Below are 25071 nucleotides of genomic sequence, written 5' to 3'. Positions count from 1 at the left end.
GAAGAATGCACTTGAGTACCCATCCCTTGAGCCCGGTCAGCCGGTGCCTGGCACCGGCTGCGCACCGCCGCAACCTGCGAACGGCCCTGCTTACGACTTGTTGCCGACCAGCCCCGGCACCGCATGTACCAGGGCGTTGACCGCGAACCCGATGAACATCACCCCGCAGACCCGGGTGATCGCCAGCTCGTGGCGCTGGTACCAATTGCGTACCTTACGCGCGCCGACGATGCCGATGAGGATAGCGTATGCGCCAAGGCCGCCAAGGAAACTCAGGGCAATCAGCCCCGGCAGCATCGACCAGGTCAACATCTCCGCGCGGCTGGAGAGCAGCGCGGTGAAGGTTGCCACCGCCACCGGATAAGCCTTGGGATTGGTCAGGCCGAACAGGATCCCGTGCCAGAACGGGTTGCGCGCCGGGCCCTGGGGTTCGTCGCCATCGCGCCGTTTACTGCGGATGGCCCGCAGGCCGAGCCAGAACAGGTACAGGCCGCTGAGCACGCCGAGGATATTGAACGCATCGCTGCCGATCTCCCGGGCCCCGACAATGGCGATCAGCGCCGTGCTGCACCAGACCACGTCGCCCAGCATGTGCCCGCAGAGAAAACCGGCCCCCGCCTGCCGCCCACGGGACGCGCCGATGCCGAACACCGCCAGCACTCCGGGCCCGGGGGTGATCGCATAAATGAAACCCGAGGTGATAACGGCCAGCAACAGCGATGAGGTCATCGGCGAGACTCCAGGTCGACGGGCCAGGCGCAGCCGCCAGGCACAGGATGAATGTGCAGGATTCTGCACGATCCCTGGGGCCGGCTACCAGCGGCTTGTTCAACTGTCGATCAGGATGCTGTGTTGCTAGTCGGCCGGATAGAAACGCATGCCGGCATAGGGCCGCTGGCGACAGGCCTGCAAGCGCGAAGCCAGGTCGCCCACATGGGCCTCGAGCCTGTGCCCGTCCGGATCGAGAAAATAGAACGAAGCCCCCTCGCTGCGATTGTCGCGCCACTCCCGCACTCCGGCTTCACGCAGGCGCAGGACGAAGGAATCGAAATCGCCAGCCTCCAGGCTGAACGCATAGTGGGTGTAGTCGGCCACCGCAGGCGCCTGGCGTTGCCCATCCAGCGACAGGCACAACCACAGTCCTGGCAGGGACAAGTAGGCGCCGCCATCCCAACTGGCCTCCAGGCGCAGTTGCAGCAGTGAATGATAGAAGGCCAGGCTGCGGGGCACATCGGTGACCGCCAGGGTCAGGTGGTTGAGGCCGGTCAGCATCGATCAGGATCCTTTCAAGGCGTTGGGAATCGGATAACGCACACCGTCGTAGTGCAAGGTCAGGGTACTGTTGCGGGCAGACAGGTCGCGACTGTCGCAACCGTCGCGGCCCTTGAAACGCTCAGTCTTGATTTCGCGGGTACGCACGATCAGGTCGGCGTAGCCATGACGCTGGCCAGGGCCCATCTGCAAGGTCCGGCGCATCGCCCGGGAATGCCCCGAGCACTGGCCTTCCCAGCCGAACTCACCGGAGCGCTCAGCCACCACCAGCCCTTCCAGCAAGGGCAGGATTTCCTTGTCCTCACGCCGGTAGAGAGTCAGCACGGATTTCTCGTAGGGCGCGGCGTTGGAGTCGTGGCTGTAAAGAACCCGCAGGCCAAAGGCCTGCTCCGCCTGGTTCAAGCGATAACGCGCGGTATCGATCTGCATACCCTGCACGGCCACCGCATCGCAGAACAGTGCCGAATCCTTGTAGTTGCTGGCCACCGTCCAACCGGAGTCATCAGCCACCAGGGCCACATCCAGGCTATAGCTGCGGGTGTCGCCATCCCCAGGCATCGGGGTCGCCCGGGCACTGATGCTCATCCCAGGCTGCGCAGGCCAGGCCTTGCAAACATGCAACGCCCCAGGAACATCGACGCGGCCATCACAGTCGGCCCGGGCCGCCGTGACCACCAACAAACCCAATAACGCCAGTCCAAGGCCAGCTCCACAGCGCTTCATCGATACGCCTTCACATCCCGTTCAGTTCATTGGGCAACACATAGCGCTGGCCATCGTAATGCAGGGTGGTCAGCACAGGCTTGCTGGTGACGGATCGGGACTGGCACTGCTCGCCCTGGCCTTCGCCGAGGGTGGTGACGCTCACCGAGCGCACGATCAGGTCGGCATAGCCGTGGCTGCCGGTCTTGGCGATATCCAGGGTACGGGTGGTCTCGACCCGCTGCCCGGTGCATTGCCCATCCCACTCGCCGCTATAGGAATAGGCCACGAACTTCTCCATCACCGGACGCAGCCTGGTGCCTTCGCGCACATAGAGACTGAGCAGCACCTGATCGAACGGATTGACCCGCGAAGAGCCGGAGAACGCCGCCCTGACGCCGAAGGCACGCACCTGCGGGGCCAGCTGGAAGCGTCCGGTGTCGAGCTTCAGGCTGTCCAGGTGGATGGCATCGGAGACGAAGGCCGCCGGCTGGCGGTAGCTGGCCAGCACCTCTGCGTCCTGGCGATCCAGCACCGCCAGTTGCAGATCGTAGGAGCCGTCATCGGAGGCATCGGCCACGGTCGGATCCGGCGTCAATTCGGCCAGCAGGCTGATGCTCTGGCCTGCGAAGGCCGGCCACTCCTTGCACAGGGAAAACCCCGGCACCTGGGCATTGCGTGGCGGCGGCAGGCACTGGGCGGCGACCGCGGCGCTGCCCAACAGCAACCCGATGCCACCCAGGATCTGGATCAGGGACGATGGACGGATCATTCACGGCTCCTTGTGACGAGGGCAGACAAGGGCCGCACTATCCTCCGTGGAACCGCCGCTTTCAATGCAATCAGTGAAGGAAATCACCCATCCTGGCATGGACCGATCACCACTCCAGGCCTGACGAACGGCGACCTCGCAACCACGACATGACGGAGTAGTATGTTGTATTACACATCACTACAACGAGAACGCTATGTCCATCATGTCCCTGCGCCTGCCCGACGAAATGGCTGAAACCCTTGCTCTGCTGGCGAAAGCGACAGGGCGTAGCAAGTCGTTCCTGGCGGTGGATGCGTTGCGTGAATACCTCGCCCGGGAGGCCTGGCAGATCGAGGAGATCCAAAAGGCGCTCGGGGAAGCTGATGCGGGGGATTTCGCCAGCGCGGAGGAAGTAGCGGCCATCACGGGTAAATGGACCGGCAATGCACATTGAGTGGCTGCGAACAGCCCTGAAAAACCTGGATGACGAGGCGCGTTACATGGCCCAGGACAATCCTGAAGCCGCCAGGGAGTTCGTGGAGACCCTGCTCACTGGCATCGAGCATTTGGCCCGTTTTCCGGCCAGCGGGCGCGAAGGTCGGCTACCCGGTACCCGAGAATGGGTCGTGCCTGGATGGCCTTATCTGATTCCCTATCGAGTGCGCGGTAGTCGGTTGCAGATACTGTGCATCTTCCACACTCGCCGCCAGCCTCCGCAGCGCTGGTAGACCCCTGCAACGGCAGGGGCCCAATTCGCTCGGCGCTGCCCTTTTAGAAGGCGTTGCGGAAAATCTCCTCGATCTGCCGTTGCTCCGCGGGACGCGGGTTGGTCAGGCCACAGGCGTCCTTCAGCGCGTTGGCGGCCAGGATCGGAATGTCCTGCAGCTTGGCGCCCAGCTCCCGCAGGCCAGCCGGAATCTCCACATCACGGGCCAGGGTACGGATCGCGGTGATCGCCGCCTGGGCCCCCTCTTCCGGACTGAAGCCACGAATATCCGCACCCAGGGCATGGGCCACATCGGTCAGGCGCGCGGCGCAGACCGTCGCGTTAAAGCTTTGTACATGGGGCAGCAGCACCGCGTTGCATACGCCATGGGGCAGGTCGTAGAAGCCACCCAGCTGGTGGGCCATGGCATGCACGAATCCCAGGGATGCGTTGTTGAAGGCCATGCCCGCCAGGAACTGCGCATAGGCCATATTCTCCCGCGCAACCAGGTCGCCGCCGTCATGCACCGCCTGGCGCAGGTTGTGGCTGATCATGCTGATGGCCTTCAAGGCGCAGGCATCGGTGATCGGGTTGGCCGCCGTGGACACATAGGCCTCCACGGCGTGGGTCAGGGCATCCATGCCGGTGGCGGCGGTCAGGCCCTTGGGCATCGCCACCATCAGTGCCGGGTCGTTGACCGACAGCAGCGGCGTGACGTTGCGGTCGACGATGGCCATTTTCACGTGGCGCGACTCGTCGGTGATGATGCAGAAGCGGGTCATTTCACTGGCGGTGCCGGCGGTGGTATTGATGGCGACCAGCGGCAGTTGGGGCTTGCTCGAACGGTCGACGCCCTCGTAGTCGCTGATATGCCCGCCGTTGGTGGCGCACAGGGCGATGCCCTTGGCGCAGTCATGGGGCGAACCGCCTCCGAGGGAAACCACGAAGTCGCACTTGGCTTGCCGCAGCAGGGCCAGGCCTTGCTCGACGTTGGCGATGCTCGGGTTGGGCTTGGCGCCATCGAAGACCACCGAGTCGATGTCCTGCATGGCCAGCTTCTCGGCGATCATCCCGGCCACGCCAGCCTTGGCCAGCCCGGCATCGGTCACGATCAACGCCTTGCGAAAGCCATGGTTGCGGATGGCGCTCATGGCCTCGTCGAGGCAATCGATGCCCATGATGTTGACGGCTGGAATGAAGAAGGTGCTACTCATCAGGAAATCTCCAGGCGGGGGCCCCGTTCAGGGTGTCGATTCAATGTCCGTGGAACAGAATCGACCGATCGGTCACTGATGTTGTTGATCTGGCGCAAGGGTCGGTCGTGATAAAGTCGCGCCCCGACCACCTACAGCCCCGAGACCGATGACCGCGATGAAGGATTTCCAGGAATTTGATGCCCAACTTGAAAACTGGAATGCCCTGCGCGCAAGCACCCGGTTCACCGGCCTGCTGATCGGCAACGGCGCCAGCCGGGCGGTGTGGAAAGACTTCGCCTACGACTCGCTGTTCGAAAATGTCCGCGGCGTCGTGGAAAAACCCCTCGGCCAATCCGAGCTCAGCGTGTTCGAGGCCTTGCAGACCCGCAGCTTCGAGCAGGTCCTGGGCGCGCTGAAGACCACCAGCCGAGTCAACAAGGCCCTGGCCATCAGCTCGGCGGCACCGCGCAACCGCTACTACGCGATCAAGGAAGCGCTGATCAACAGCGTGCACGCCATGCACATTCCCTGGAGCCTGGTGCAACCCGAGAGCCTGGCGGCGATCAACGGCGAACTTCGGCAATATTCCACGGTATTCACCAGCAACTACGACTTGCTCAACTACTGGGCCGTGCAGCATGCCCCCCAGGGCCTGAACGACCTGTTCCAGGGCAGCGAACCGGCCTTCGACCTGGCCGGCCCCCACCCCCCTGAAACCCGCATCCTGTACCTGCACGGTGGCCTGCACCTGGTACGCAACCTCGATGGCAGCACACGCAAGCTGACCTCCACCGAAGGCACGCTGCTGGGCAGCTTCGCCATCAACAACACCCTCAAGACGCTGGACGACGTGCCGTTGTTCGTCAACGAAGGCCCCCTGGCGGACAAGCTCAAGACCATCCGCGGCAGCGACTACTTGTCGTTCTGCTACCAGCAACTCCTGGACCACCAGGGTGCCCTGTGCATCTTCGGCCACAACCTTGGGCCCCAGGATGCCCACCTGGCCCAGGCGATCCGCCAGTGCGGCGCCGACACCCTGGCCCTCTCCGTCTATCCGCGCAGCCCGGCGTTCGTCCAGCACCAGAAGCGCCACTACGCCAAGCTGTTCGAAGGCGTGGAGTTGAACCTGCGCTTCTTCGACTCCAGGACCCACGCCCTGGGCGACCCGGCGCTGGCAGTCCCGGTAGAGCGCTGAGCCAATCGGCCACAAACGCCCCGTGTAGCCGCAGGCTGCGCACGGGCGCGCAGCGGCCGCACGATCAACGAGATTGGCGCAAGGCCCTGTGAGCCCTGGCACAGCTTCGCCAGCCCAGCAGCGGCGGTGTAGCGCATCACTCCTCGGCGCTGTGCACCACCACCAGCAACTGCGCCTGCTCGTCCCCCAGGGAACGGATGCGGTGGGGTTTCTGCGCGTTGAAATGCAGCGCATCGCCACGCTCCAGCACCACCCGTTCGTTCATGAAATCCACTTCCACCCGGCCTTCATGGACGAACAGGAATTCCTCCCCCAGGTGCTCCTTGAAGGTCTTGTCGCTGAACTCCCGGGCCGGGTAGATGATGAACGGCAGCAGGTTGCGCTCGCTGACCTGATGGGCCAGCACCGCATAACCCGGGGCCTGGTCATCGGCCGCCAGCGACTGGCGCTCGTGGCTACGCACCAGGCTGTAGCTGTCGAGGCTGATGCTGTCCTCGGCGAAGAGTTCCTCGACCTTGACATTCAAGGCCTTGGCCAGCTTCAGCGCGGCGGAGATCGACGGCGTGTTCAGTCCCCGCTCGACCTTGGACAGGTAGCTCTTGGTCATGCCGGATTTCTCGGCCAGGGCCTCCAGGGTCACGCCAAGTTTTTTTCTCAATAATTTCAAACGGATAGACATGTAGAACGATTAATCCATCTAGGAAACAACGATTGGTGCTTGCCAATGACACAAAGTGTCATATAGCCTCTTTAGTGTCATTCGCACTCACCCAACGATCTCGCAAGCAGCGGGTGAGCCGTAGACCCGACGTCCATCGCACCGATCAAAGGACCCCGAAAATGGCCAAGACATTAGCATTGCCCAAGGAGCAACTGGTCAAGCAAGCCCTGACCCAGATGCACAATACCCTGGCGGATAATACGTGGACCGACCGGCAAAAGCTGGCCCTGACCTGCCGCATCCTGTTCGAGCACGGCCACGACTCGGGCCTGGCCGGGCAGATCACCGCCCGCGGCCCGCAACCAGGCACCTACTACACCCAGCAACTGGGCCTGGGCTTCGACGAAATCAGCGCCAGCAACCTGCTGCTGGTCAACGAGGACCTGGAAGTCCTGGAAGGCCACGGCATGCCCAACCCGGCCAACCGCTTCCACAGTTGGGTGTATCGCGCCCGGCCGGATGTGAACTGCATCATCCATACCCACCCGACCCACGTCGCCGCGCTGTCGATGCTCGAAGTGCCGCTGCAGGTCTCGCACATGGACCTGTGCCCGCTGTACGAGGATTGCGCGTTTCTCGAAGCCTGGCCGGGCGTGCCGGTGGGCAATGAGGAGGGCGAGATCATCTCCGCGGCCCTGGGCGACAAGCGCGCGATCCTGCTGTCGCACCACGGCCAGTTGTCCACCGGCGCCAGCATCGAGGAAGCCTGCGTGATCGCCCAGTTGATCGAGCGTGCGGCGCGCCTGCAACTACTGGCCACGGCTGCCGGCAGCATCAAGCCGATCCTCCCGGAGCTGGGCCGTGAAGCCCACGACTGGATTTCCAAGCCCAAGCGCCACGGCGCCGCCTTCAACTACTACGCCCGGCAAAACCTTAAACGACACGCCGACTGCCTGAACTGATCCGCCCCCTTTCATGCCTTGCAGGAGTTGCACCATGTCCACCCCGAACATTCACGGCATCATCGGCTACACCGTCACCCCCTTCAGTGCCCACGGCGAAGGCCTGGACCTGGAAGCCCTCGGCCGCTCCATCGATCGCATGATCGACGCCGGCGTACATGCCATCGCCCCCCTGGGCAGCACTGGCGAAGGCGCCTACCTGAGCGACGCCGAATGGGAACAGGTCAGTGAATTCAGCATCCGCCACGTGGCCCGGCGGGTGCCGACCATCGTCAGCGTTTCCGACCTGACCACCGCCAAGGCCATCCGCCGCGCGCGCTTCGCCGAAGCCCAGGGCGCCGATGTGGTGATGGTGTTGCCCGCCTCCTACTGGAAGCTCGGCGAGGCCGAGATCCTCGCCCACTACCAGGCCATCGGCGACAGCATCGGCGTGCCGATCATGCTCTACAACAATCCGGCCACCAGCGGCATCGACATGTCGGTGGAGCTGATCCTGAAGATCTTCCACAGCGTGGAGAACGTCACCCTGGTCAAGGAAAGCACCGGCGATATCCAGCGCATGCACAAACTGCAACTGCTCGGCGAAGGCCAGGTGCCGTTCTACAACGGCTGCAACCCCCTGGCGCTGGAAGCCTTCGCCGCCGGCGCCCGGGGCTGGTGCACCGCGGCGGCGAACCTGATCCCGCAGCTCAACCTCGACCTCTACCAGGCGATGCGCGACAACGACCTGGAGCGCGCCCGCACCCTGTTCTACCGGCAATTGCCACTGCTGGAGTTCATTCTCAAGGGCGGCCTGCCAGCCACGGTCAAGGCCGGCCTGGAGCTCACCGGCCTGGCCGCCGGCGAACCGCGCCGGCCGGTGTTCCCCCTGGCCCAGGCCGCACGCCAGCAATTGCAGGGGCTGTTGCACCAGCTGGCTTGAACTGCCGCTGAAAGCATCAGGCCCGAACGGTGCGAACCGCTCGGGCCTGATGCCGGGTGCCACGGCGCTACTCGCGCCAGCTGGGGTCCTTGCGCATCTGCGCGATGAAGTCGTCGGCGATGCGCTGCAGATGCTCGTTGCGCCCGCCATCGGGATTGAACAGCCCACGCCAGGCCCGGGTGCGGTTGTCGATCATGTACTTGGCCAATGGGCGATCGCCACGGCTTAAGTGGAACATCATCTGGCTGTTCCAGCTCACCGGTGCCGGCACGATGAACAGGGTGCAGGCACTGAGCAGGGTCAGGGGCAGGTTGTGCTGGTCCTCCAGATCGCTCTGGGCCAGGACGATGACGTTGTAGCCTTCGGGGTCGTGCCCCCTTTGCACGTCGGCAAAGGCCCCGCGCCGGACCAGCGCCTCGCGCAGCGGCGCGGACGCCAGGTCGCCCATGCCGCTGACGTGGATCACCGGCAATTCGCGCACAGACTCAAGTTGCACGGCAGGCAAACTGTGCCAGGCCTGGCAGCCGCCCAGCGTCAACAACGCGAGCAGCACAATCAACGGACGAAGCATGATGTCGCAGTTCCCTTGGACAATGTTCGAAAGCCTCACCCTGGCTCGACAGGTCGTCGCTGCCGGATGATCCGCGCAGGATAAACCGCTTGGGGCTCGTCGACAAAATTCCGCCGCCAGGAAACCGCATCCGGTGCCCTGGCCGTCCCATGGACGACCAGGCCCAGTGGCTGGCTAGGCCGCCGTCAGGTCCTTGATGTTGTGGGTCGGGCCATTGTTCTTGACGCTGGCGATGCCCTTGTCCCGAGCCGCCTCCGAGGCATACAACTCGCTGCTGCCGATGACCTGGTGGTTGGCAGCCTTGAGGTTGAAATAGGGTTTGCCGTCCTTGGCGCTCTTGCGCTCGTAGCGCTCGTCCAGCGGGCTGTTGGCCTGGACCGAGGCGATGCCGTTTTCCGCCGCCGCGCGGGTGGTGTACAGCTCGCTGGTGAGGATCACCTCGGCATTGGCGGCCTTGAGCACGAAACGAAACTGGCCGTTGCTGCTTTTCTTCAACTCATACCATCCAGACATGCTGTCGCTCCTTGGCTGATCGATAGGTGTCGCGCCTACGGAGTAAAGCTCCTCACAACGATTCAGCCAGGTTCTCTTGCCCTGAAAAAACGGTTCTCCACCCGCGCCAGCCCCAGGTGCTCGCGCAAGGTCCGCCCTGTATAGCGCTGGCGAAACAGGCCACGCCGCTGCAATTGCGGGGTGATCAGCCGGACGAAGTCGTCGATGGCCCCCGGCAGGTGGGTGAACAGCACATTGAAGCCATCGGCGGCGTACTCCTGGTACCAGGTAACCAGTTCATCGACGATCTGCTCCGGGGTGCCCACCAGCACCTTATGCCCACTGGCGGACAGGCTGCGCAGCAACTGGGCCACGGTCGGCCGCTCCCGGCGAATCAGCTCCACCACCAGTTGCCTCCGGCTCTGGTGGCGTTCGGTGGAACTGCCGTCGTCCGGCAACGGCACGGGCGCATGCAGCGCCAGGCGCGACAGGTCGATGCCCAGGTCCAGCAAGTAGGACAAGGCCTTGAGCTGCGCCTGGGGATCCTGCAGCTCCTGCAACTGCTGGTACTTCTCCTCGGCTTCGTTGAGGCTGCGGCCCACGGTGGGAGCGATCCCCGGGAAGATCTTCAACTGCCCGGCATGCCGCCCGTAATGGGGTAGCCGTTCCTTGAGCTCGGCATAAAAAACCTTGGCCTGGGCCAAGTCGGTCTGGGCGGTGAACACCAGTTCGGCGCAGCGTGCCGCCAGCTCGCGCCCCGGTCCCGAGGAGCCGGCCTGGGCGATCACCGGCCAGCCCTGCACCGGCCTTGGCGCATTCAGCGGGCCCTGGACCTGGAAGTGCCGGCCGCGGTGCTGCAACAGGTGCATACGGTGCGGGTGCAGCCACACGCCGCTGGCCTTGTCCCGGGGAAAGGCATCATCGGCCCAGCTGTCCCACAGGCCGCTGGCCACATCGAAGAACTCCTCGGCCCGCTCGTAGCGCAGGTCATGGTCGGGGGGCTGGGGATGGTTGAAGTTCTCGCCGCCGATCAGCCCGGTCACCAGGTTCCAGCCGGCCCGCCCGCCGCTCAGGTGATCCAGGGAGGCGAACTTGCGCGCCAGGTTGTACGGCTCGTTGTAGGAGGTGCTGGCGGTGGCGATCAGGCCGATATGCCGGGTCACCACCGCCAGGGCCGGCAGCAGGGTCAAGGGATCCCAGCGCAGGCTGTAGGAACTGTGGGCCAGCACCCGCGGGTCGAGCTCGCCCACCGCCACGTTGTCGTTGAGGAACAGGGCATCGAAACAGCCCCGCTCCAGGGTTTGCGCGTAGTGGCGGTAACGCGCGAAATTCAACGACGCATCGGCATCCGCCAGGGGATGGCGCCAGCTGCCGCCATGGGCGCCGGAACCGGACAGAAACGCCCCCAGCCCCATCTGCCCGCCACGCTCAGCCACGGCTGGCCTCCTCCTGCGCCACCGGCGCCGGGACAGCCGCGGCGCGCAGCAACAGGCTCACCGCGCTCCAGGCCAGCAGGCTGGTCAATGCCAGGAAGCCCATCACCACCTGGTAGCCGTTGAGAAAGGCCGCTTGGGCATCGCCCGCCGGCGTAGCGGCAAACTGATGGAACAAGCCGACGCCCAGGGCCAGCCCGATACCGCCGCCGACATTGTGCAAGGTCATCAGCGACCCCATGGCCACCGACCCCACCTCCTGGGGCACCGAGGAAATCCCCAGCACCGTCGATGGCCCGAGGATGCTCGCCCAACCCAGGCCCATGACCACGAAGGCGCCCAGCAGGTAGGGCAACGACGTCTGGCGCTCGAACCCGGCCTGCAACAGCGCCGACAGGATGAACAGCGCCAGCCCGGCCTTGATCAGCAACCCCGGCCCCTTGCGGTCCACCAGGCGCCCCACCAGCGGCGACAGCAACGCCACGCCCAGGGTGGTGGGCAAGAGCAACAGGCCGCTGGCCTGCACCGAGGCGCCACGGATCTGCGCCAGGTACAGCGGCATGACGAAGAACGCCACGCAATAGAACACCGCCAGGCTGAAGCTCGCCACCACTGCCGCGACGAAACGCCGGTTGGCGAACAGCTTGAGGTCGATGATCGGTGCCGCGACCCGCCGCTCCACCACCAGGAACCCACTCAGGGCCAGCAGCGCCAACAGGGCCAGGCCCAGCACCGGCGGCGATCCCCAGCCCCAGGCCGCGCCCTGGACGATCACCAGCACCAGGCTCGGCAGGCCGATCAGCAACAGCAAGGCGCCCCAGCCGTCGAGCCGGACCCCGGCCTGCGCCGCTCGCGACTCCCTGACGCTGAAGCTGCAGATCCCCAGGCTCAGCAGCACGAACGGCACATTGATCAAAAAGATCCACTGCCAGCCGAAGCTGCTGGTAATCAGCCCACCCAATACCGGCCCGGCCGCCAGGCCCACGCCGTTGACCCCGAACAGCACGCCGAAGGCCCGGCCCTGCTCGGCACTGTCGAAGGTGGCGGAGACGATGGCGCCCGAGGCGGTGTAGAGCACTGCGCAAGCCAGTCCCTGGAGCACCCGGGCCGCGATCAGGGTATCGATCTGCCCGGCCAGGCCCGCCGCCAGCGAAGCCAGGCCGAACACGCTCAGGCCGATGAACAGCACCCGCTTGCGACCGTGCAGGTCGGCCAGCCGCCCCACCAGCACCATGAAGCTGGACAACGCCAGGATGAAGCCGTTGATCACCCACTGCAGGCTGTCCACCGCCGCCCCGAGGTCGGCCTGCAAGGCCGGCAGCGCGGTATTGACGATGGTGAAATCCACACAACCGAGAAAACTGGCGATGCTCACTCCGAGCAAGGCCCACCATTTGCGTTGCTGTTGCGCAAAAACGCCCATGGAAACTCCTTGAATTCACAAATCCCGTTGGCCGTGCCCCACGGCGACGGCCATTGGCAGAAAAAAACACGGACTCAGATGGCGATGGCGCCGCGGGTCCAGTTCGGGTGAATGGCGCCGGGCAAGGTGAACGGGATCGGGATCCCGCGCTTCTTGAACTTCAACGGCAACCAGCGCACCCGGTCCGGGCTGTGGGGCTCGATCAGCAGGTCGCGGCTGGTGGCCATGGCCGTGGTCATCTGCTGCGGATAAAGCACGTAGTGGTAACCCTCGTCGGCCCACAGCGGCAGGATGATCGGGATCTCCTCGAGGATGTATTCCCGGCACTGGGCCGCCGCCCGCTCCAGGTCAGCCTGTTCGTCGCGCAGGCGCAAGCGCTCGATGAACACACCGATGGTGCTGTCGATGGCCTCGCGCAATTCCGCCCGTTGCTGGTAGACCTGGTTGAGGTGCTGGCGCAGTTCGGCATAACGATCGCTGGCCAGCTCCTGGTTCCAGCGCGTGATGTGGTAAGGCACCCGCAGGCCATCGAGGATCGCCTGGTTGCGCGCCAGCCAGGCATCGCCATCGCGGATCGCCGCCGACAAGGCCTCCCCCGGCGACTGGCCATGCTTGTTGTGGCGCTGCAGGGTGTCGGCCACCACCACCTTGACGTGGCTGAAGCCGGACTGGTTGATCAGGTGGATGGTCGAGCGCAGCTTCTGGTCCTCGTGGTACTCCTGGCCGACGCTGACCGCCAGTACCACCCGCTTGCCCTCGAACTGATGCTCTTCGCCGCCCTTGTTGAAATAGGCCTTGAGGTTGATTTCCTGCACCTTGCTCATGAATTCAGCTCCAGTAGGCCAAAGGTTGTTGTTCGCCGTAATAACCGATGAAGACCCCGAGGGTGACCCGGGTGCTGGTGGCCGAGGGGCGCACCGCGTGGATCAGCCGCGGGTTGAGCAGGATCAGGTCGCCGGGCTCGGGCTTGACCACGAAGTCCGGCGGCGGCAGCAGATGGCGTTCGATACCGTAGGCCCGTTCGCCGCGCAGGCGGTCGTATTCCTGTTCGTCCGGCTCGATGCCCCAGATCTCCAGCTCGCCACCGTCCTCGGGAATCTCCAGGTAGATATTGGTCGACAGCTGGGTCAGCAACGGCGGGCTGTGGCCCTCTGGCGCATTGCGCTCGAGCTTGTCGGTATGGGGCGTGAGATCGACTCCCGAGCCCTGGAAACGGGCGATACCGACAAAGCACTTCTGCCCGTCCACTTGCAAAAGGTGCGCCCCCCGGGGCCAGACCTCGTCCAGCAGCAAGCGCAGCTCATCGATGGGCGAGGCCAGCGGGCGGAACAGGTTGCGGATCTTGCGGATGTTGGGCAGCGCCAGGGCGTGGTATTCGGCCCGGCTCTGCTCATCCTGGATCTCGATATAGGCCTTGCCGATGCGCACGAACTCCTGCTGCTGGCTGAAGGCACTGCGCAGGTCCTGCTGGTACAGGTGGTCGCGCGCCACCTGCAAGGTATCCGGCGGACAGAAACCTTTGAGCTGGACGCCGTAAGAGCGTTTTTCCACCACATCGATAATGTGCCGCGCTTCAAGTTTGTCGGCAGTAGTGACTGTGAACATGCAAGCTCCCTTATTCCCTGGAAGTAGCGATGAAGTGCATCTGGATGGAAGGTAATAATTTGTTGCAAGGCCACCTTAGGCAGTCGCCCAAGGCTTGTGAAATACCCTTTACCTCTAATATCCAAACTTAAAAATGTATCGAAAATCAGGCAAATACCGGCCATCACAGGCCGCTTTAACAGGCTGCGGGACAAGTATTAAATTCACTGATAGTTAACTTGAAAGACTGACATCTTTAATTGGTTAGTTACTCTTTCCTCCTGAGCTTTATTAATCAAACCGCCATCGTTCATTCAACTTCATTGAACTGCCGATCGATGTGGGCCGAGGCCTCGAAAGACTTCTGGATGATGCCCTCCTCCCGATACAGATCGGCGGTGCGTTGCAGGTCTTCCACCACCGGCGGCCCCACGGCGATACGCCGGGGTTCGGCATAACGGTTGGAACGCAGGTGCACCTCCACCGGCAGTCCGCTATAGCCGGCCTGGATCCGCGAGAACGCCTCCTGGTGCTGGTTGGCCCAGGCATAGGCACGCCCCAGGCGACGCAGGAAATCGGCGATCTGCGCAGTTTTTTCGGCAATCGCCTGGTCGTTGGCCACCAGCAGCATATGCCCGGCGAACAACCCCGCGCCGCTGACCAGCACCCGGGTGCCACCCTCCAGCTGCACCATGCTGGTGTAGGGGTCCCAGGTCGCCCAGGCGTCGGCCTGGCCGTTGCTCAAGAGGCTGCGGGACTCGGCGGGCTGGAGAAAGACGAACTGCGCATCGCTGCCATGCAGGCCCACCGAGCGCAAGGCCGCCAGCGCCAGGAAATGGCCGATGGACCCGCGGGTGGTGGTGATGCGCCGACCCTTGAGGCTGGCGGCGTCCTGCAATGGCGAGTCATCCCTGACCACGACCGCCACGGCCGTGGGGGTGACCTTGAGCTTGATCACCCCCACGGTCTTGAGCGGCGCCCCAGCCGCGGCGGCGAACACGAACGGCGCATCTCCCAGGCTGCCGATGTCCACCGCCCCGGCGGCCAGGGCCTCGGCGGTGGGCGCGGCGGCAGCGAACGAGGCGAACTCGATGGGGTACGGCACCTGCTCCAGCTCTCCAGCCGCTTGCAGCAGGATCTTCAGCGACTGCTTCTGGCTGGAGACCCGCAGCGTCGGTTCGGCCAGGGCCTGGGCGCCGAGCAGCAAGCCGCCGCATAGCGCGATCACTGGGCCCAAGCGCTGGCGCCAAGACTTGCCGGTAGGTTCGGCCATCACTCAGAACGCCAGGCTGACACGGCTGTAGTAATAGCCGCCACCCAGGCCGTAGGGCGAGAACATCCCGTACTCGTAGGTGCCGGCCCAGGCCTTGAGGCCGATCTTGTCCGGGTAGACATCGAACAGGTTGTTGGCCCCCACCGCCACCGTGAGGTTCTGGGTCACGTCGTAGGCCACGTCCAGGTCGGTGATCCACTTGGCGCTGTAGGTCCGGTCGTTGGCCGGGATGTTCGAGCCTTCGGTGTATTCGCCAAAACGGGTCAGCTGCAGGTTGGTGGTCCAGTCGCCGACCTTGTAGTTGGTGGACAGGATCCATTTGTCCTTGGGCGTGGACTGGGTCAGGTCGATCTGTTGCTGGCGGTCGAACAGCACATAACCGGCCCCCAGCCGCGACAGCGCCGCCGGGGTGTCGGCCAGGTCGCGAATGGTGGTCTTGTTGTGGTTGTAGGCGATGCTCCACTTGGCCGTGCCGTACTCACCGAACGACTGGCTGTAGTCGGCCACCACATCCACGCCCTTGGTCCGGGTGTCCGCGGCGTTGGTGTAGTACTGCCCGGCAAGGTTGGGCGACAGGCCGTTCTCCACCAGGATCTGCGACACCGCCGGGCCCTTGAGGATGCCGGTCTGGAGGATGCGCTTGTCGATGTCGATCAGGTAGAAGTCGGCGGTCAGGCGCAGGCGCTCGGTGGGCTCGGCGGTAAAGCCCAGGCTGTAGTTGCGCGAGGTTTCCGGCTCCAGGTCCTTGGCGCCCAGGGCGATGGCCTCGGGCGAGTTGGGACGCATCTGCTTGGTGCGCACCGAGGTGGTGGTGCCGGCGGCGCCGAACTGGGTCACGGTACTGGTGGTGGAGAATACGCTCTGGGCCAGGGACGGTGCGCGAAAGCCGTTGCTCACCGCCGCCCGTACCGCGTAGCCGGGCAGGAATTCGTAGCGGGTGGTGAGCTTGCCGCTGGTGGTGTCGCCCACCCCGAGGTTGTACTTCTCGTAGCGCGCCGCCGCCCCCACGTACCAGTCGGGGGTGATGTTCAGGCCCAGGTCGATATAGGCCGCCTCGCTATGCCGCTTGAGGCTGTAGGCATCCTCGGGGGTGGTGCCGTTGACCGAGAACAGCCCCGGGTCGGGCACCACACCGGCGAAAGGCCCGGTGGCGGGAATGTAGCTGCCCTGGTTATAGGAGTTGGCCTCGCCCTCCTCCAGCGCGTACTTCTCCCAGCGGTACTCCACGCCAAAGGACGTCTCCAGCGGGCTGCTCCAGCCGATGTCCAGGGCCCGGGAAAAATCCAGGTTGTTGGTCCACTGGTCGAACACCAGGTTGCCCAGGTGGAAGTCGTGCTGGCTGTAGGGACCGTTGGAAATGTTCAGGTTGTTGGCCGTGTCCAGCACCCCACGGTCCTTGCCATAGGTGCTGGACAGGTCCCAGTCCCAGCCGCCCAACAGGCCCTTGGCGCCGCCGGCGACCTGGAAATCGGTCTCGCGGATTTCCCGGCGGGCCTGGCCACCGTTAGGGTACGGGGCGTTGGGCACCCCGGCCAGGCTGGTGATGTCGGTGGGCTTGCGGTGCCCCAGGTTCTTGTTGCTGTTGCGGTAGCTCAAGGTGGAGAACGAATACAGCTTGAGGTCGTCCTCCAGGGGCAGCTCGGCGTTGTAGGCCAGGCTGGTGGTGCGGTCACGCCCCAGGCCGTACTCGGTGCCCCAGCCCTGGCGATGGCTTTCCCTGGGGTCGGGCGAGCCATCGGGCTGCTTGAAATACAGCTGGCCGCTGGCGGCGCTGGAACGCTCGTAGGGTTCCTGGAGCTTGGCGTCCCAGGACAGGTTGATGAACCCGCCGTTGTCCCCCAGCTTGTTGCCCCAGTTGAAGGCCTCGTGGCCGGTGGTGCCGTCGCCGTCGTAGTACTGGCCCAGGCTGGTGTCGGAGGTCAGGCCCTCGGCATTGCGCTTGAGGATGATGTTGATCACCCCGGCGATGGCGTCGGAGCCGTACTGGGCCGCCGCGCCATCGCGCAGCACCTCGATACGTTCGATGGCGGCGGTGGGGATCAGGTCCAGGTCCACCGGCACCGAGGCATTGCCGACCCGGGCACCGTTGTTGATCAGCGCCGAGTTGTGCCGGCGCTTGCCGTTGATCAGCACCAGCACCTGGTCGCCGCCCAGGCCGCGCATGCTCACCCCACGCACCAGGAACGCGGTGCCGCCACCGTTGATGGTGGGCACGTTGAACGACGGCAGCAGCCGTCCGAGCATCTCTTTCAGGCCGTTCTGGCCAATGCTGCGCAGTTGCTCGCTGTCGATCACGTCGATCGGCGCCGGGCTGTCGGTGACCGTGCGCTGCTGGCTGCCGCGCACTCCGGTGACCACCACGGTGCCCAGGGTCTCGTCGGCGGCCAGCACCTGTTGCGCCGGGGCCAGGCCCAGCAGTCCGAGACCCAGGGGGGCGGCGCCCAGGGCGATTTTATGCAAGGAAATACCCATGACTTCAGATCCTTTCGAAGAATGCTCAACGCACTCGGGCGGCAACGGTTTCGACTTCGATCAAGGCGCCGGGCAGGACCAGCCCCGCCACTTGCACCGTGGTCCGGGCTGGCTTGAACGGCTGCTCCTGGGTCCCGAAGAACTCGCGGAAGGCGGTTTGCAGGCCATCGAAATCCAGCTTGCCGCCCAGCGCCGGATCGCCCACCAGGTAGATGCGCAACTGCACCACATCGCCCAGGCCCAAGCCCCGGCTGGCGAGGATCGCCTGCACCTTGCCCAGCACCACCCGCGCCTGGGCCTCGGTATTGCCCACCGCGTGGATCTGCTCCTTGGCGGCCTTGGGGTCCACCGGGTCCGGCAGCAGGCCGGACAGGTAGGTCACCTCGCTATTGGCCGGCAGGGTCACGGCCTGCAGGATCGGCGAATTGGGATAGGTGGACGGTATGCGCTGGATTCCTGCGGCCCAGCCATTGGCGGCAGCGAACAGCAGCCCCAGCCCTACGACGGTATTTTTCAAAGACATGCAAAGACGCTCCCAAGGTTGTGGTTGCCAGCCTCGGAGGTCCGCTACCCGGCATGGGTTACCGCTGTTTTTATGAATGTTCGGCCGGTTCAGGCCGTTTGTTGTAGCGATGCGCCTTGCGCCCGCTGGAACAGTTGCCGCACCACCCGGCGGGCGGCGCCGGCGGCGGCCTCCTGCCAGATCCCCACGCCGCTGTGGGCCAGGCCGTCGCTGGTCAGGTAGACCCGGCCCTGGGGCTGGTTGAGCAGGCTGTAGTCCGGCTCGACCACTTCATGGCTGATCCAGGGCCCGAAGTTGTAGGGAATCCGGCTCCAGGCGATCACCAGCGGATGGCGCAGTTCATGGCTATGGCCCGGGTGCAGCAGCTCCACTGCCTGGCGGGAGATCTCGATTTGCTGGGCCAGGCTCTTCTCGCCGAATTTGCGCGCGGTCTCGCCATTGTTATAGGCCGCCACCAGCACCCCTTCGGGCTGGTTGAAGCCGCCACTGGGATACCACAGCCCCGAGGCCTCCTGGTTGATGAAGGACAGCCCGCCGTAGATCTGGTACTGGCTCTCCCAGAAGCGCCGCGACTGCCAGGCCACCTTGTTGGCGTAGCCGAACTGCACGGCGGCGATGGCCTGGCGCACCGGTGCGCTGAAGTTGTTCTCGACCCGGGCCAACAGCGGCAAGGGCAAGGAGCTGATCGCATAGTCGGCCACCAGGCGCTGGCTGCGGCCGGTGCGCCGGTCCAGGTAGGTCACCTCGACGCTGTCCTGGCGGTTGCTGATCGAGCGCACCTCGCTGTGCAGCCGCAGTTGCCCCTTCAAGTGCCGGGCAAAGGCCTGGGGGATGCGGTCCATGCCGCCCACCGGCTGGAACATGGTGGGCGAAAACTCCGGGTATTCGTCGATCATCAGCGCCGTGGTCAGCGCCGGGTTGAGCAGGGTCTGCAAGGGCAGCGGATCGTTCTTCTGCGCCAACTGGTCGCCGGCCCCGGGCCAGACCTTGTAGCCGGAGCGGGCCGACCCCAGGTACTCGAGCTTGTCCGACAGGTCGCCCCAGGTCTTGAGGAAGCTCAGCAGGTTGTCGCGATCCGCCGCGCTCAGTTCCTGGTCCAGGGCGTGGCGGTTGACCGCCTTGGCCAGCAGTGCGGAAAAATGCCCGCGGCTGTCATTGACCGCCTGGCGGATCTGCAGCGCCGGCTGGTTCAAGTCAGGGCGGACCAAGGCATTGCGGCTGGTGTTGACCAGTACCTCCAGTTCCACCCCCAGCTCGCGGCAGTAGCCGAGCATCAATTGGTGGTGACTGGGCAGGCGCCCGGCGCCGGCATTGAGGTAGAAGCCCGGATCGAAGCGCGCCACTTGCACGCTGCCATCGCTGTACTCCACCCGATCGCCGCCGCGCACCGTCCAGTTGCGCCCGCCGACCCGGTCGCGGGCCTCGAGCAAGGTTACCTTGAACCCGGCCTTGTGCAGCTCATAGGCACTGACCAGGCCGCCGATCCCGGCACCGATCACCACCACCCTGGCGCCCTTGCCCACCGGTATGGCCGGCAACGAGGCGTAGTTTTCCTCGACCGCCTCGGCATGGCCCGCCATGCCGAACAAGCCCATGACCGCGCTCGCCGCCTGGACGCCGCCAACCGCGGCGATACGGGCGATCAATTGTCTTCTGGTCAGTGGCATGCCAGCGCTCCCTGCTGCGGATGGATAGTACGTTCGGTTATAGCCCGGCGACTTGTGCAGTCACTTGGGTCTATGGAAAGCCATCCTAGGGGCGCTTATTTAATAAGAGAAATACATTTTAAGCATATGCAAATATTACTTTGTTTCATATTCAAGCGATTATGAACTGCGTCACACGCATAAATATTCACCACTGCATAGCCTCAGTGCACTGCGTGGAAAAGACTAGCCTGGCTCCACTCGTCTACACCTATAACATAATTATTGAACAGTAACATTTTCAATGATACCGTTCAAAAAAATAGTTACAAAGGATGAGTCATGACTCAAGATTTCCAGCCAATCGAAGCAGATCTGCTGCTGTTGGCCGCCTATATCGAAACCGTGCTAGGCGACCGGCCAACATTCGCTACCTGGTCCCACGCCGCCAAACTCCCCCATTACCTGACCAGTACCTATTCCTGCCTGGAGATGAAGCTGCTGGGGCAGGCCTGTATCGTGCTCATGCAAAACCAGCAGGTGTCCATCAGCCTTCCCGATATCAAGAAACACCTGCAGGCCCTGCGCAAGCTGACCGATGCACCACTGCTGCTGGTGGCGCCCGCACTGGCCTCCTATGAACGCAAGCGGCTAATCGAAGCAGGCGTGCAGTTCATCGTGCCAGGCAACCAGCTGTTCATTCCCGAGCTGGGCCTGGATCTGCGGGAATACTTCCGGGCCCGTCAGGAAAAGATCGAACACCTGAGCCCGGCGACCCAAGCCATGCTGATTCACCTGCTGATGAACAACTGCACATCCTCCCTGCAGCTCTCCCAGGCGACCCTGGGCCAACCGTTCAAATACTCCAAGATGACCATCTCGCGGGCAGTGAAGGAGCTCAAGAGTCTGGATCTGGTCACGCTGGGCGCAGATCGCCAGCAACACATCGAGATCCATACTCCTGCCCGCCAGCTCTGGCGCAACGCCAGGAAACACATGCGTTCCCCGACCAGGAGAACCCTGTGGCTGAACACGGTCCCGCAGCTCGATGGGCAACCTTTGCTGCTCGCGGGCGAATCGGCCCTGGCAGGCCAGACACTGTTGGTCGCCCCCCGGTTGCCGATCTATGCCTGCTCGAGTGAAACCCTGGCCAGGCTCCAGGGCATCGACGCGACGATCATCGAAGTCGCTCGGGACGAAGCAGTCTGCGCGCTGGAAATCTGGACCTACGAACCCACGATCTATGCGTGGGCCAAGCCTTGGGTCGATCCTTTCTCGCTGCTCCTGAGCCTGCAGGAGAGCAAGGATGAACGGATCCAGATCGCCCTGGGCCAACTGGAGGAAGACATGCAATGGTGAGGGGGCTGGAGCGCTTTCGAGAGTTCTTTGCCGACTACAGCGATCGCTATGTGCTGATCGGCGGGGTAGCCGCCTACCTGAGCATGGAGGAAGCCGGCCAGGCATTCAGGGCCACCAGGGATCTGGACATCGTGCTGATCGTCGAGGCCCTGGACAGCTCCTTCGCCGCCGGCTTCTGGGACTTTGTGCGGCATGGTGGTTATCGGATCAGGCAACGTAACGACAGGCCGGTCTTCTATCGCTTCACCACACCGCAAGACGACAGCTTTCCAGCGCAGCTCGAACTTTTCTCACGCAGCCCCAGTGGAATCGACCTCGCCGAGGGGGCAACCTTGAGCCCGCTTCCCGTCGAAGAAGCCGTATCGGGCCTGTCCGCCATCCTGCTCGACGACCGTTACTACGACTTCCTGCTGGGCGGCATACAGCAAACCGACTTCATCAGCCACATCGGGGCCGATCGCCTGATCCCACTCAAGGCTCATGCCTGGCTGAACCTGACCCAGCAACAGAGCAACGGTGAAAGTGTCGATAGCAGGAATATTCGCAAGCATCGCAATGACATTCTCAGCCTTTCGGTGCTGCTGGCCCCCCGATCGATAGTATTGCCCCAAGCCATCGCCGAGGAATTGAGCCGGTGCCTGGCGCTGCTGGCTGAACAGTCGATTGAGCCGGCAACCCTTGGCCTGAACGAAGAACTGCCCGCCGTGCTCCAGCGAATCAGACAAGCCTTTCACCTGGCCTGACCTGGGCTCAGTTATCCGCAACTGCCTTGGCCTGGGCTGCTGCCAGCACCCGCAACAAATTACCGCCCCAGATCTTCGCCAGGTCGGCTTCGTTGTAGCCCGCCGCCAGCAGGCGTTCGCTGATGCGTGGCAGTTGCGCCACATCCTCCAGCCCCTCGACCCCGCCACCGCCATCCCAGTCAGCGCCGATGCCCACATGCTCAGGCCCCACCACGTCGAGGATATGCAGCAGGTGCTTCATGTAGTCGTCGAGGGTCGCCCTGGGTTGCGGGTAACGGGCCTCGACCTGGCGGATGCGTTCGGCCAGGTCCGCCACTTGTCCGGGGCTGAGGCTGGCGGCCAAGCGAAACTCGCGGTACAGCGGCCCCAGGGCCTTGGCACGCTCGGGGTTGGGGACGGCGTCGATCAGGTCGCTGGGGAAACTGTTGACCTGCACCACCCCACCCTTGGCCGCCAGCTGGCGCAAGCGCTGGTCATCCAGGTTACGTGGATGCTGGGTAATGGCCCTGCTGCTGGAATGAGAGGCGATGATCGGCGCCGTGGACAGGGCCAGCACCTGGTCGAATACCTGGTCCGAGGCATGGGACACATCCAGCAGGATGCCCAGGCGATTGGCCGCGCTCACCAGTTCGCGCCCGGCGGGGCTCAGGCCCCGCCATTGCGGCAAGGCGGTGGCCGAATCGGCGAAATCGTTGTTGGCCGAATGCACCAGCCCCAGCATGCGCAGGCCCAGGCGATGGTAGGTGAGCAGCCGCTGGGGATCGGCCGCCAGGGGCTCGGCGTTCTCCATGCTGATGAACACCACGCGCTGGCCACGGCCGACGATGGCCGACACATCCTCGGCGCGCAGGGCCAGGGCGAAGTCCTGGGGATGGGCGGCCACCAGGTCGCGGATTCGGGTCAACACCGCCAGGCCGTGCTCGCTGGCCTGGGTCCGGCCTTCGGCATCGAGCGGCCCCTGGGGCGTGAAGATCGCCCAGAAGCCGCCATCCAGGCCGCCCTCGCGCATCCGTGGCAGATCGACCTGGGACAGGTCGTCCTGGTAGCGATGGCGCTGGCGGATGTCCCACCCCGGCCGGGCCAGTTGCATCGGGGTGTCGAGGTGGCTGTCGAGTACGGTCAGGCGTTGGTGCAGGGCCGCGGCGGGCTCCTGGGCCAGCGCCCACGGGCTGGCCAGGGCCAGGGTCAGCAAGGATCGGCGCAGCATGGGGCCTCCAGGGCCGGTTGGAAAAACACGCCGGGCCCTCAGCCCCAATGGAAGCTGCGGTCCCAGAGGCCGGAAACATCCAGCGGCTGGGGCAACACCCCGGCCTCGTAGAACAGATCGGCCACGTCCTGCTGGGACTTCACCGCCGCATCGTCCACCGGTTGCAGCAAGCGCGGGCCGCTCTGGGCGCGGTATTGGGCCAGGAACACTTCCCGGGGCATGCCGAGGATCTGCGCGCTGCGGGTCGCCCACTCCTCGGGGTGGCTGGCGATCCACTGCCAGGAACGGTACTCGCGCAGGATGTAGTCGGTGATCGCCGCATGCTTGCGCGGGTCGGCGATGCTCTGCTGGTTGGCGGCGATCACGTAGTTGCCCGACAGGTAGCCTTGCCCGGTCTTGAGCACCCTGGCCCCGGCACGCAGCTCGGCCAGCTGGATGAAGTAGCCGAAGCTGACCCAGGCATCCAGGGCGCCGTTCTGGAACGCGGCAAAACCATCCTGCGGGGTCAGGGCCATGGGCACGATGTCGGCGAAGCCCAGTCCCTGCTCCTTCAGCGCCTTGAGCAGGAAATAGTGAGAGCTGGTGGAACGGATGTAGCCGACGCGCTTGCCCTTGAGCTCGGCGATGGACTGGACGCTGGAGCCCTTGGGCACGATGAAGGCCTGGTTGTTGACGTCGCCGGTGAGCACTGCGATCAGCTTCACCGGGGCCTGGTTCTTGATGCCGAAGATCGGCGGGATCTCGCTCATTGGCGAGATGTCCAGGGTGCCGCTGACCAGGGCCTCGAAGCTCAGGTTGCCGCCGGTGAACTCGGCGTACTTGACCTGGTAAGGGGGTGGTTCGATACCCGCCTGGGTAAAGAAGCTCGGGGCCGCGCCCTTATAGGTGGCGACGTTCAGGGTGACCCCGGACCAGTCGGTGGCGGCTCCCAGGCCCAGGCGCGGCAAGGCGCCGACCAGGCCGGCAAGGGCCGAGAGTTGCAGGAAACGACGACGCTGCATGCTGGCTGTCCTCAATCGAGAAAATCCGCTTCTTCGCGCAGGATGCGCTCGCGGTAGGGCTGGAAACTGAACCAGCCGCCGAACTCGGTGCCCACCTGGCGCGCCGTGTGGCGGGCCACTTCATGGGGAATGGGCCGTGGCGTACCGGCAGCCTCCGCCAGCAGCTGGGCCTGGGCGGCGTTATCCATGGCGATGAAGCGCCAGGCCGCCGCCTCGACGGTCTCGCCCACCGTGAGCAGGCCATGGTTCTGCAGGATCAGCGCCTTGTGCCCATGCAAGGCGGCGGCGATCCGCGCCCCTTCGCTGGCCTCCAGCACCACCCCGGAGAAGTTGTCGAACAGCGCGTGCCGCTCATAGAAGGCGCAGGCGTCCTGGGTCAGCGGGTCCAGCAAGCGACCCAGGCTGGACCAGGCCTTGCCGTGCAACGAGTGGGCATGGGCGGCGGCCACCACCTCGGGATGGGCCTGGTGCAGCGCCGCATGAATGGCGAAGGCTGCAAGATTCAACGCGCCCTCGCCTTCGACGATGGCGCCGTCGGGGTCCACCAGCAACAGGTCGGAAACCCGTACATGGCCGAAATACACCCCCACCGGGTTGACCCAGAAATGCTCCGGGTGCTCCGGGTCGCGCACCGTGATATGCCCGGCCCCACCCATGTCGAAACCCAACCGGGCGAAAACCCGGAACGCCGCCGCCAGGCTCTGCTTGCGTTGCAATCGCTCGAGCTCGACGCTGGCTTGGCGCGGCGGGTGCTCCCAGCGAAAAACCGTATGCCCATCGCGGGGCAAGTCATACACCGCGGGACGAAAATGTGCGGTCATATCCACTCTCCTTGAAATGCTCATGAACACCCGGCTCCCGCCTGCCCTTCTGCGGTCTCAAGATCCCCGCGTCTGCTACGCAGCCTTCGGCAGCGGCTACACAAACCGGCAGGGGCGCCGCTGCCGAGCCCGCGAGGCTGCGAAAAGGCCCGC

General features: G+C 64.5%; 26 protein-coding genes. 7 read left to right on the top strand and 19 right to left on the bottom strand.

The window, feature by feature from the left end:
- Nucleotides 1-90 precede the first annotated feature (90 nt).
- The 4 genes from H7A76_RS07840 to H7A76_RS07825 form a co-directional block, all read right to left on the bottom strand.
- Nucleotides 91-729, bottom strand: coding sequence for a LysE family translocator (locus H7A76_RS07840; protein WP_185697977.1), 639 nt, complete (start codon nucleotides 727-729; stop codon nucleotides 91-93).
- Nucleotides 730-855: 126 nt separating this feature from the next.
- A complete protein-coding gene (fos, locus tag H7A76_RS07835; protein ID WP_185697976.1) occupies nucleotides 856-1272 on the bottom strand; it encodes a fosfomycin resistance glutathione transferase in 417 nt (138 codons plus the stop codon).
- A 3-nt stretch (nucleotides 1273-1275) separates the two neighbouring features.
- On the bottom strand, nucleotides 1276-1857 hold the full coding sequence (locus tag H7A76_RS07830; protein WP_260497931.1) for a hypothetical protein: 582 nt from the start codon (nucleotides 1855-1857) through the stop codon (nucleotides 1276-1278).
- 148 nt (nucleotides 1858-2005) lie between these two features.
- Nucleotides 2006-2746: a hypothetical protein gene (locus tag H7A76_RS07825; protein WP_185697974.1), complete on the bottom strand. Its 741-nt coding sequence runs from the start codon at nucleotides 2744-2746 to the stop codon at nucleotides 2006-2008.
- 196 nt (nucleotides 2747-2942) lie between these two features.
- Here H7A76_RS07825 and H7A76_RS07820 point away from each other — a divergent pair, with 196 nt between their 5' ends.
- A complete protein-coding gene (locus H7A76_RS07820; RefSeq protein WP_068582179.1) occupies nucleotides 2943-3182 on the top strand; it encodes a CopG family ribbon-helix-helix protein in 240 nt (79 codons plus the stop codon).
- Nucleotides 3172-3456, top strand: coding sequence for a type II toxin-antitoxin system RelE/ParE family toxin (locus H7A76_RS07815; RefSeq protein ID WP_185697973.1), 285 nt, complete (start codon nucleotides 3172-3174; stop codon nucleotides 3454-3456). Before H7A76_RS07820 ends, H7A76_RS07815 begins: the two co-directional genes overlap by 11 nt.
- Before the next feature lie 43 nt (nucleotides 3457-3499).
- On the opposite strand, the gene yiaY is transcribed toward H7A76_RS07815, so the two are convergent.
- On the bottom strand, nucleotides 3500-4648 hold the full coding sequence (gene yiaY / locus H7A76_RS07810; protein ID WP_185697972.1) for an L-threonine dehydrogenase: 1149 nt from the start codon (nucleotides 4646-4648) through the stop codon (nucleotides 3500-3502).
- Between the two features lie 157 nt (nucleotides 4649-4805).
- Here yiaY and H7A76_RS07805 point away from each other — a divergent pair, with 157 nt between their 5' ends.
- Entirely contained in the window at nucleotides 4806-5825 is a 1020-nt protein-coding gene (locus H7A76_RS07805) for a DUF4917 family protein (RefSeq protein ID WP_185698149.1), read from the top strand.
- A 136-nt stretch (nucleotides 5826-5961) separates the two neighbouring features.
- Here the strand turns inward: H7A76_RS07805 and H7A76_RS07800 are convergent, their stop codons facing one another.
- Nucleotides 5962-6504, bottom strand: a complete 543-nt coding sequence (locus H7A76_RS07800) for a helix-turn-helix domain-containing protein (protein WP_185697971.1) — start codon at nucleotides 6502-6504, stop codon at nucleotides 5962-5964.
- 161 nt (nucleotides 6505-6665) lie between these two features.
- Between H7A76_RS07800 and H7A76_RS07795 the strand changes: the two genes are divergently transcribed.
- Both H7A76_RS07795 and H7A76_RS07790 read left to right on the top strand, forming a co-directional pair.
- The gene (locus H7A76_RS07795) at nucleotides 6666-7448 is read left to right on the top strand and encodes an aldolase (protein WP_185697970.1); all 783 of its coding nucleotides are present in this window, start codon (nucleotides 6666-6668) and stop codon (nucleotides 7446-7448) included.
- A gap of 34 nt (nucleotides 7449-7482) precedes the next feature.
- Complete coding sequence (locus tag H7A76_RS07790) at nucleotides 7483-8370, top strand: dihydrodipicolinate synthase family protein (protein ID WP_185697969.1); 888 nt, start codon at nucleotides 7483-7485, stop codon at nucleotides 8368-8370.
- Between the two features lie 67 nt (nucleotides 8371-8437).
- Here the strand turns inward: H7A76_RS07790 and H7A76_RS07785 are convergent, their stop codons facing one another.
- The 10 genes from H7A76_RS07785 to H7A76_RS07740 all read right to left on the bottom strand — a co-directional run bounded on the left by H7A76_RS07785 (nucleotide 8438) and on the right by H7A76_RS07740 (nucleotide 19808).
- Nucleotides 8438-8941 carry a hypothetical protein gene (locus H7A76_RS07785; protein ID WP_185697968.1) on the bottom strand — a complete coding sequence of 168 codons (504 nt, stop codon included), beginning with the start codon at nucleotides 8939-8941 and terminating at the stop codon, nucleotides 8438-8440.
- Between the two features lie 174 nt (nucleotides 8942-9115).
- The gene (locus H7A76_RS07780; protein WP_185697967.1) at nucleotides 9116-9454 is read right to left on the bottom strand and encodes a YegP family protein; all 339 of its coding nucleotides are present in this window, start codon (nucleotides 9452-9454) and stop codon (nucleotides 9116-9118) included.
- A gap of 62 nt (nucleotides 9455-9516) precedes the next feature.
- Nucleotides 9517-10848, bottom strand: coding sequence for an LLM class flavin-dependent oxidoreductase (locus H7A76_RS07775; RefSeq protein ID WP_185698148.1), 1332 nt, complete (start codon nucleotides 10846-10848; stop codon nucleotides 9517-9519).
- Between the two features lie 13 nt (nucleotides 10849-10861).
- Nucleotides 10862-12289: an MFS transporter gene (locus H7A76_RS07770; RefSeq protein WP_185697966.1), complete on the bottom strand. Its 1428-nt coding sequence runs from the start codon at nucleotides 12287-12289 to the stop codon at nucleotides 10862-10864.
- Nucleotides 12290-12363: 74 nt separating this feature from the next.
- Complete coding sequence (locus H7A76_RS07765) at nucleotides 12364-13113, bottom strand: tRNA-dependent cyclodipeptide synthase (RefSeq protein WP_185697965.1); 750 nt, start codon at nucleotides 13111-13113, stop codon at nucleotides 12364-12366.
- 4 nt (nucleotides 13114-13117) lie between these two features.
- A complete protein-coding gene (locus tag H7A76_RS07760; protein ID WP_185697964.1) occupies nucleotides 13118-13894 on the bottom strand; it encodes a 2OG-Fe(II) oxygenase in 777 nt (258 codons plus the stop codon).
- Between the two features lie 289 nt (nucleotides 13895-14183).
- Nucleotides 14184-15146 (bottom strand): aliphatic sulfonate ABC transporter substrate-binding protein, encoded by a 963-nt coding sequence (locus H7A76_RS07755; protein ID WP_185697963.1) that lies wholly within the window; start codon nucleotides 15144-15146, stop codon nucleotides 14184-14186.
- 3 nt (nucleotides 15147-15149) lie between these two features.
- The gene (locus tag H7A76_RS07750) at nucleotides 15150-17618 is read right to left on the bottom strand and encodes a TonB-dependent siderophore receptor (protein ID WP_185697962.1); all 2469 of its coding nucleotides are present in this window, start codon (nucleotides 17616-17618) and stop codon (nucleotides 15150-15152) included.
- 25 nt (nucleotides 17619-17643) lie between these two features.
- On the bottom strand, nucleotides 17644-18141 hold the full coding sequence (locus H7A76_RS07745; protein ID WP_185697961.1) for a RidA family protein: 498 nt from the start codon (nucleotides 18139-18141) through the stop codon (nucleotides 17644-17646).
- Nucleotides 18142-18230: 89 nt separating this feature from the next.
- A complete protein-coding gene (locus tag H7A76_RS07740) occupies nucleotides 18231-19808 on the bottom strand; it encodes an FAD-dependent oxidoreductase (RefSeq protein ID WP_185697960.1) in 1578 nt (525 codons plus the stop codon).
- Nucleotides 19809-20129: 321 nt separating this feature from the next.
- Here H7A76_RS07740 and H7A76_RS07735 point away from each other — a divergent pair, with 321 nt between their 5' ends.
- Entirely contained in the window at nucleotides 20130-21146 is a 1017-nt protein-coding gene (locus tag H7A76_RS07735) for a hypothetical protein (protein ID WP_185697959.1), read from the top strand.
- Nucleotides 21140-21889: a hypothetical protein gene (locus H7A76_RS07730; RefSeq protein ID WP_185697958.1), complete on the top strand. Its 750-nt coding sequence runs from the start codon at nucleotides 21140-21142 to the stop codon at nucleotides 21887-21889. The genes H7A76_RS07735 and H7A76_RS07730 overlap by 7 nt, the downstream gene beginning before the upstream one ends.
- A gap of 7 nt (nucleotides 21890-21896) precedes the next feature.
- On the opposite strand, the gene H7A76_RS07725 is transcribed toward H7A76_RS07730, so the two are convergent.
- The 3 genes from H7A76_RS07725 to H7A76_RS07715 are packed head-to-tail and all read right to left on the bottom strand — an operon-like array spanning nucleotide 21897 to nucleotide 24918.
- Nucleotides 21897-23096 carry a dipeptidase gene (locus tag H7A76_RS07725; protein ID WP_185697957.1) on the bottom strand — a complete coding sequence of 400 codons (1200 nt, stop codon included), beginning with the start codon at nucleotides 23094-23096 and terminating at the stop codon, nucleotides 21897-21899.
- Between the two features lie 38 nt (nucleotides 23097-23134).
- Nucleotides 23135-24097, bottom strand: a complete 963-nt coding sequence (locus H7A76_RS07720; RefSeq protein ID WP_185697956.1) for an ABC transporter substrate-binding protein — start codon at nucleotides 24095-24097, stop codon at nucleotides 23135-23137.
- Nucleotides 24098-24108: 11 nt separating this feature from the next.
- Nucleotides 24109-24918: a class II aldolase/adducin family protein gene (locus H7A76_RS07715; RefSeq protein ID WP_185697955.1), complete on the bottom strand. Its 810-nt coding sequence runs from the start codon at nucleotides 24916-24918 to the stop codon at nucleotides 24109-24111.
- Nucleotides 24919-25071: the final 153 nt, after the last annotated feature.

Origin of the sequence: Pseudomonas sp. MSSRFD41, assembly GCF_014230245.1 — a bacterium.
Lineage (GTDB): Bacteria > Pseudomonadota > Gammaproteobacteria > Pseudomonadales > Pseudomonadaceae > Aquipseudomonas > Aquipseudomonas piscis.
This window is presented reverse-complemented; position numbering and strand designations above follow the sequence as displayed.

Coding starts and splice junctions, on each gene's coding strand:
- H7A76_RS07760 (WP_185697964.1), bottom strand. CDS start 13,894: ATGTTCACAGTCACTACTGCCGACAAACTTGAAGCGCGGCACATTATC.
- H7A76_RS07775 (WP_185698148.1), bottom strand. CDS start 10,848: ATGGGGCTGGGGGCGTTTCTGTCCGGTTCCGGCGCCCATGGCGGCAGC.
- H7A76_RS07840 (WP_185697977.1), bottom strand. CDS start 729: ATGACCTCATCGCTGTTGCTGGCCGTTATCACCTCGGGTTTCATTTAT.
- H7A76_RS07805 (WP_185698149.1), top strand. CDS start 4,806: ATGAAGGATTTCCAGGAATTTGATGCCCAACTTGAAAACTGGAATGCC.
- H7A76_RS07815 (WP_185697973.1), top strand. CDS start 3,172: ATGCACATTGAGTGGCTGCGAACAGCCCTGAAAAACCTGGATGACGAG.
- H7A76_RS07800 (WP_185697971.1), bottom strand. CDS start 6,504: ATGTCTATCCGTTTGAAATTATTGAGAAAAAAACTTGGCGTGACCCTG.
- H7A76_RS07725 (WP_185697957.1), bottom strand. CDS start 23,096: ATGCTGCGCCGATCCTTGCTGACCCTGGCCCTGGCCAGCCCGTGGGCG.
- H7A76_RS07740 (WP_185697960.1), bottom strand. CDS start 19,808: ATGCCACTGACCAGAAGACAATTGATCGCCCGTATCGCCGCGGTTGGC.
- H7A76_RS07830 (WP_260497931.1), bottom strand. CDS start 1,857: ATGAGCATCAGTGCCCGGGCGACCCCGATGCCTGGGGATGGCGACACC.
- H7A76_RS07820 (WP_068582179.1), top strand. CDS start 2,943: ATGTCCATCATGTCCCTGCGCCTGCCCGACGAAATGGCTGAAACCCTT.
- H7A76_RS07795 (WP_185697970.1), top strand. CDS start 6,666: ATGGCCAAGACATTAGCATTGCCCAAGGAGCAACTGGTCAAGCAAGCC.
- H7A76_RS07715 (WP_185697955.1), bottom strand. CDS start 24,918: ATGACCGCACATTTTCGTCCCGCGGTGTATGACTTGCCCCGCGATGGG.
- yiaY (WP_185697972.1), bottom strand. CDS start 4,648: ATGAGTAGCACCTTCTTCATTCCAGCCGTCAACATCATGGGCATCGAT.
- H7A76_RS07780 (WP_185697967.1), bottom strand. CDS start 9,454: ATGTCTGGATGGTATGAGTTGAAGAAAAGCAGCAACGGCCAGTTTCGT.
- H7A76_RS07745 (WP_185697961.1), bottom strand. CDS start 18,141: ATGTCTTTGAAAAATACCGTCGTAGGGCTGGGGCTGCTGTTCGCTGCC.
- H7A76_RS07770 (WP_185697966.1), bottom strand. CDS start 12,289: ATGGGCGTTTTTGCGCAACAGCAACGCAAATGGTGGGCCTTGCTCGGA.
- H7A76_RS07825 (WP_185697974.1), bottom strand. CDS start 2,746: ATGATCCGTCCATCGTCCCTGATCCAGATCCTGGGTGGCATCGGGTTG.
- H7A76_RS07730 (WP_185697958.1), top strand. CDS start 21,140: ATGGTGAGGGGGCTGGAGCGCTTTCGAGAGTTCTTTGCCGACTACAGC.
- H7A76_RS07790 (WP_185697969.1), top strand. CDS start 7,483: ATGTCCACCCCGAACATTCACGGCATCATCGGCTACACCGTCACCCCC.
- H7A76_RS07785 (WP_185697968.1), bottom strand. CDS start 8,941: ATGCTTCGTCCGTTGATTGTGCTGCTCGCGTTGTTGACGCTGGGCGGC.
- fos (WP_185697976.1), bottom strand. CDS start 1,272: ATGCTGACCGGCCTCAACCACCTGACCCTGGCGGTCACCGATGTGCCC.
- H7A76_RS07750 (WP_185697962.1), bottom strand. CDS start 17,618: ATGGGTATTTCCTTGCATAAAATCGCCCTGGGCGCCGCCCCCCTGGGT.
- H7A76_RS07755 (WP_185697963.1), bottom strand. CDS start 15,146: ATGGCCGAACCTACCGGCAAGTCTTGGCGCCAGCGCTTGGGCCCAGTG.
- H7A76_RS07765 (WP_185697965.1), bottom strand. CDS start 13,113: ATGAGCAAGGTGCAGGAAATCAACCTCAAGGCCTATTTCAACAAGGGC.
- H7A76_RS07735 (WP_185697959.1), top strand. CDS start 20,130: ATGACTCAAGATTTCCAGCCAATCGAAGCAGATCTGCTGCTGTTGGCC.
- H7A76_RS07720 (WP_185697956.1), bottom strand. CDS start 24,097: ATGCAGCGTCGTCGTTTCCTGCAACTCTCGGCCCTTGCCGGCCTGGTC.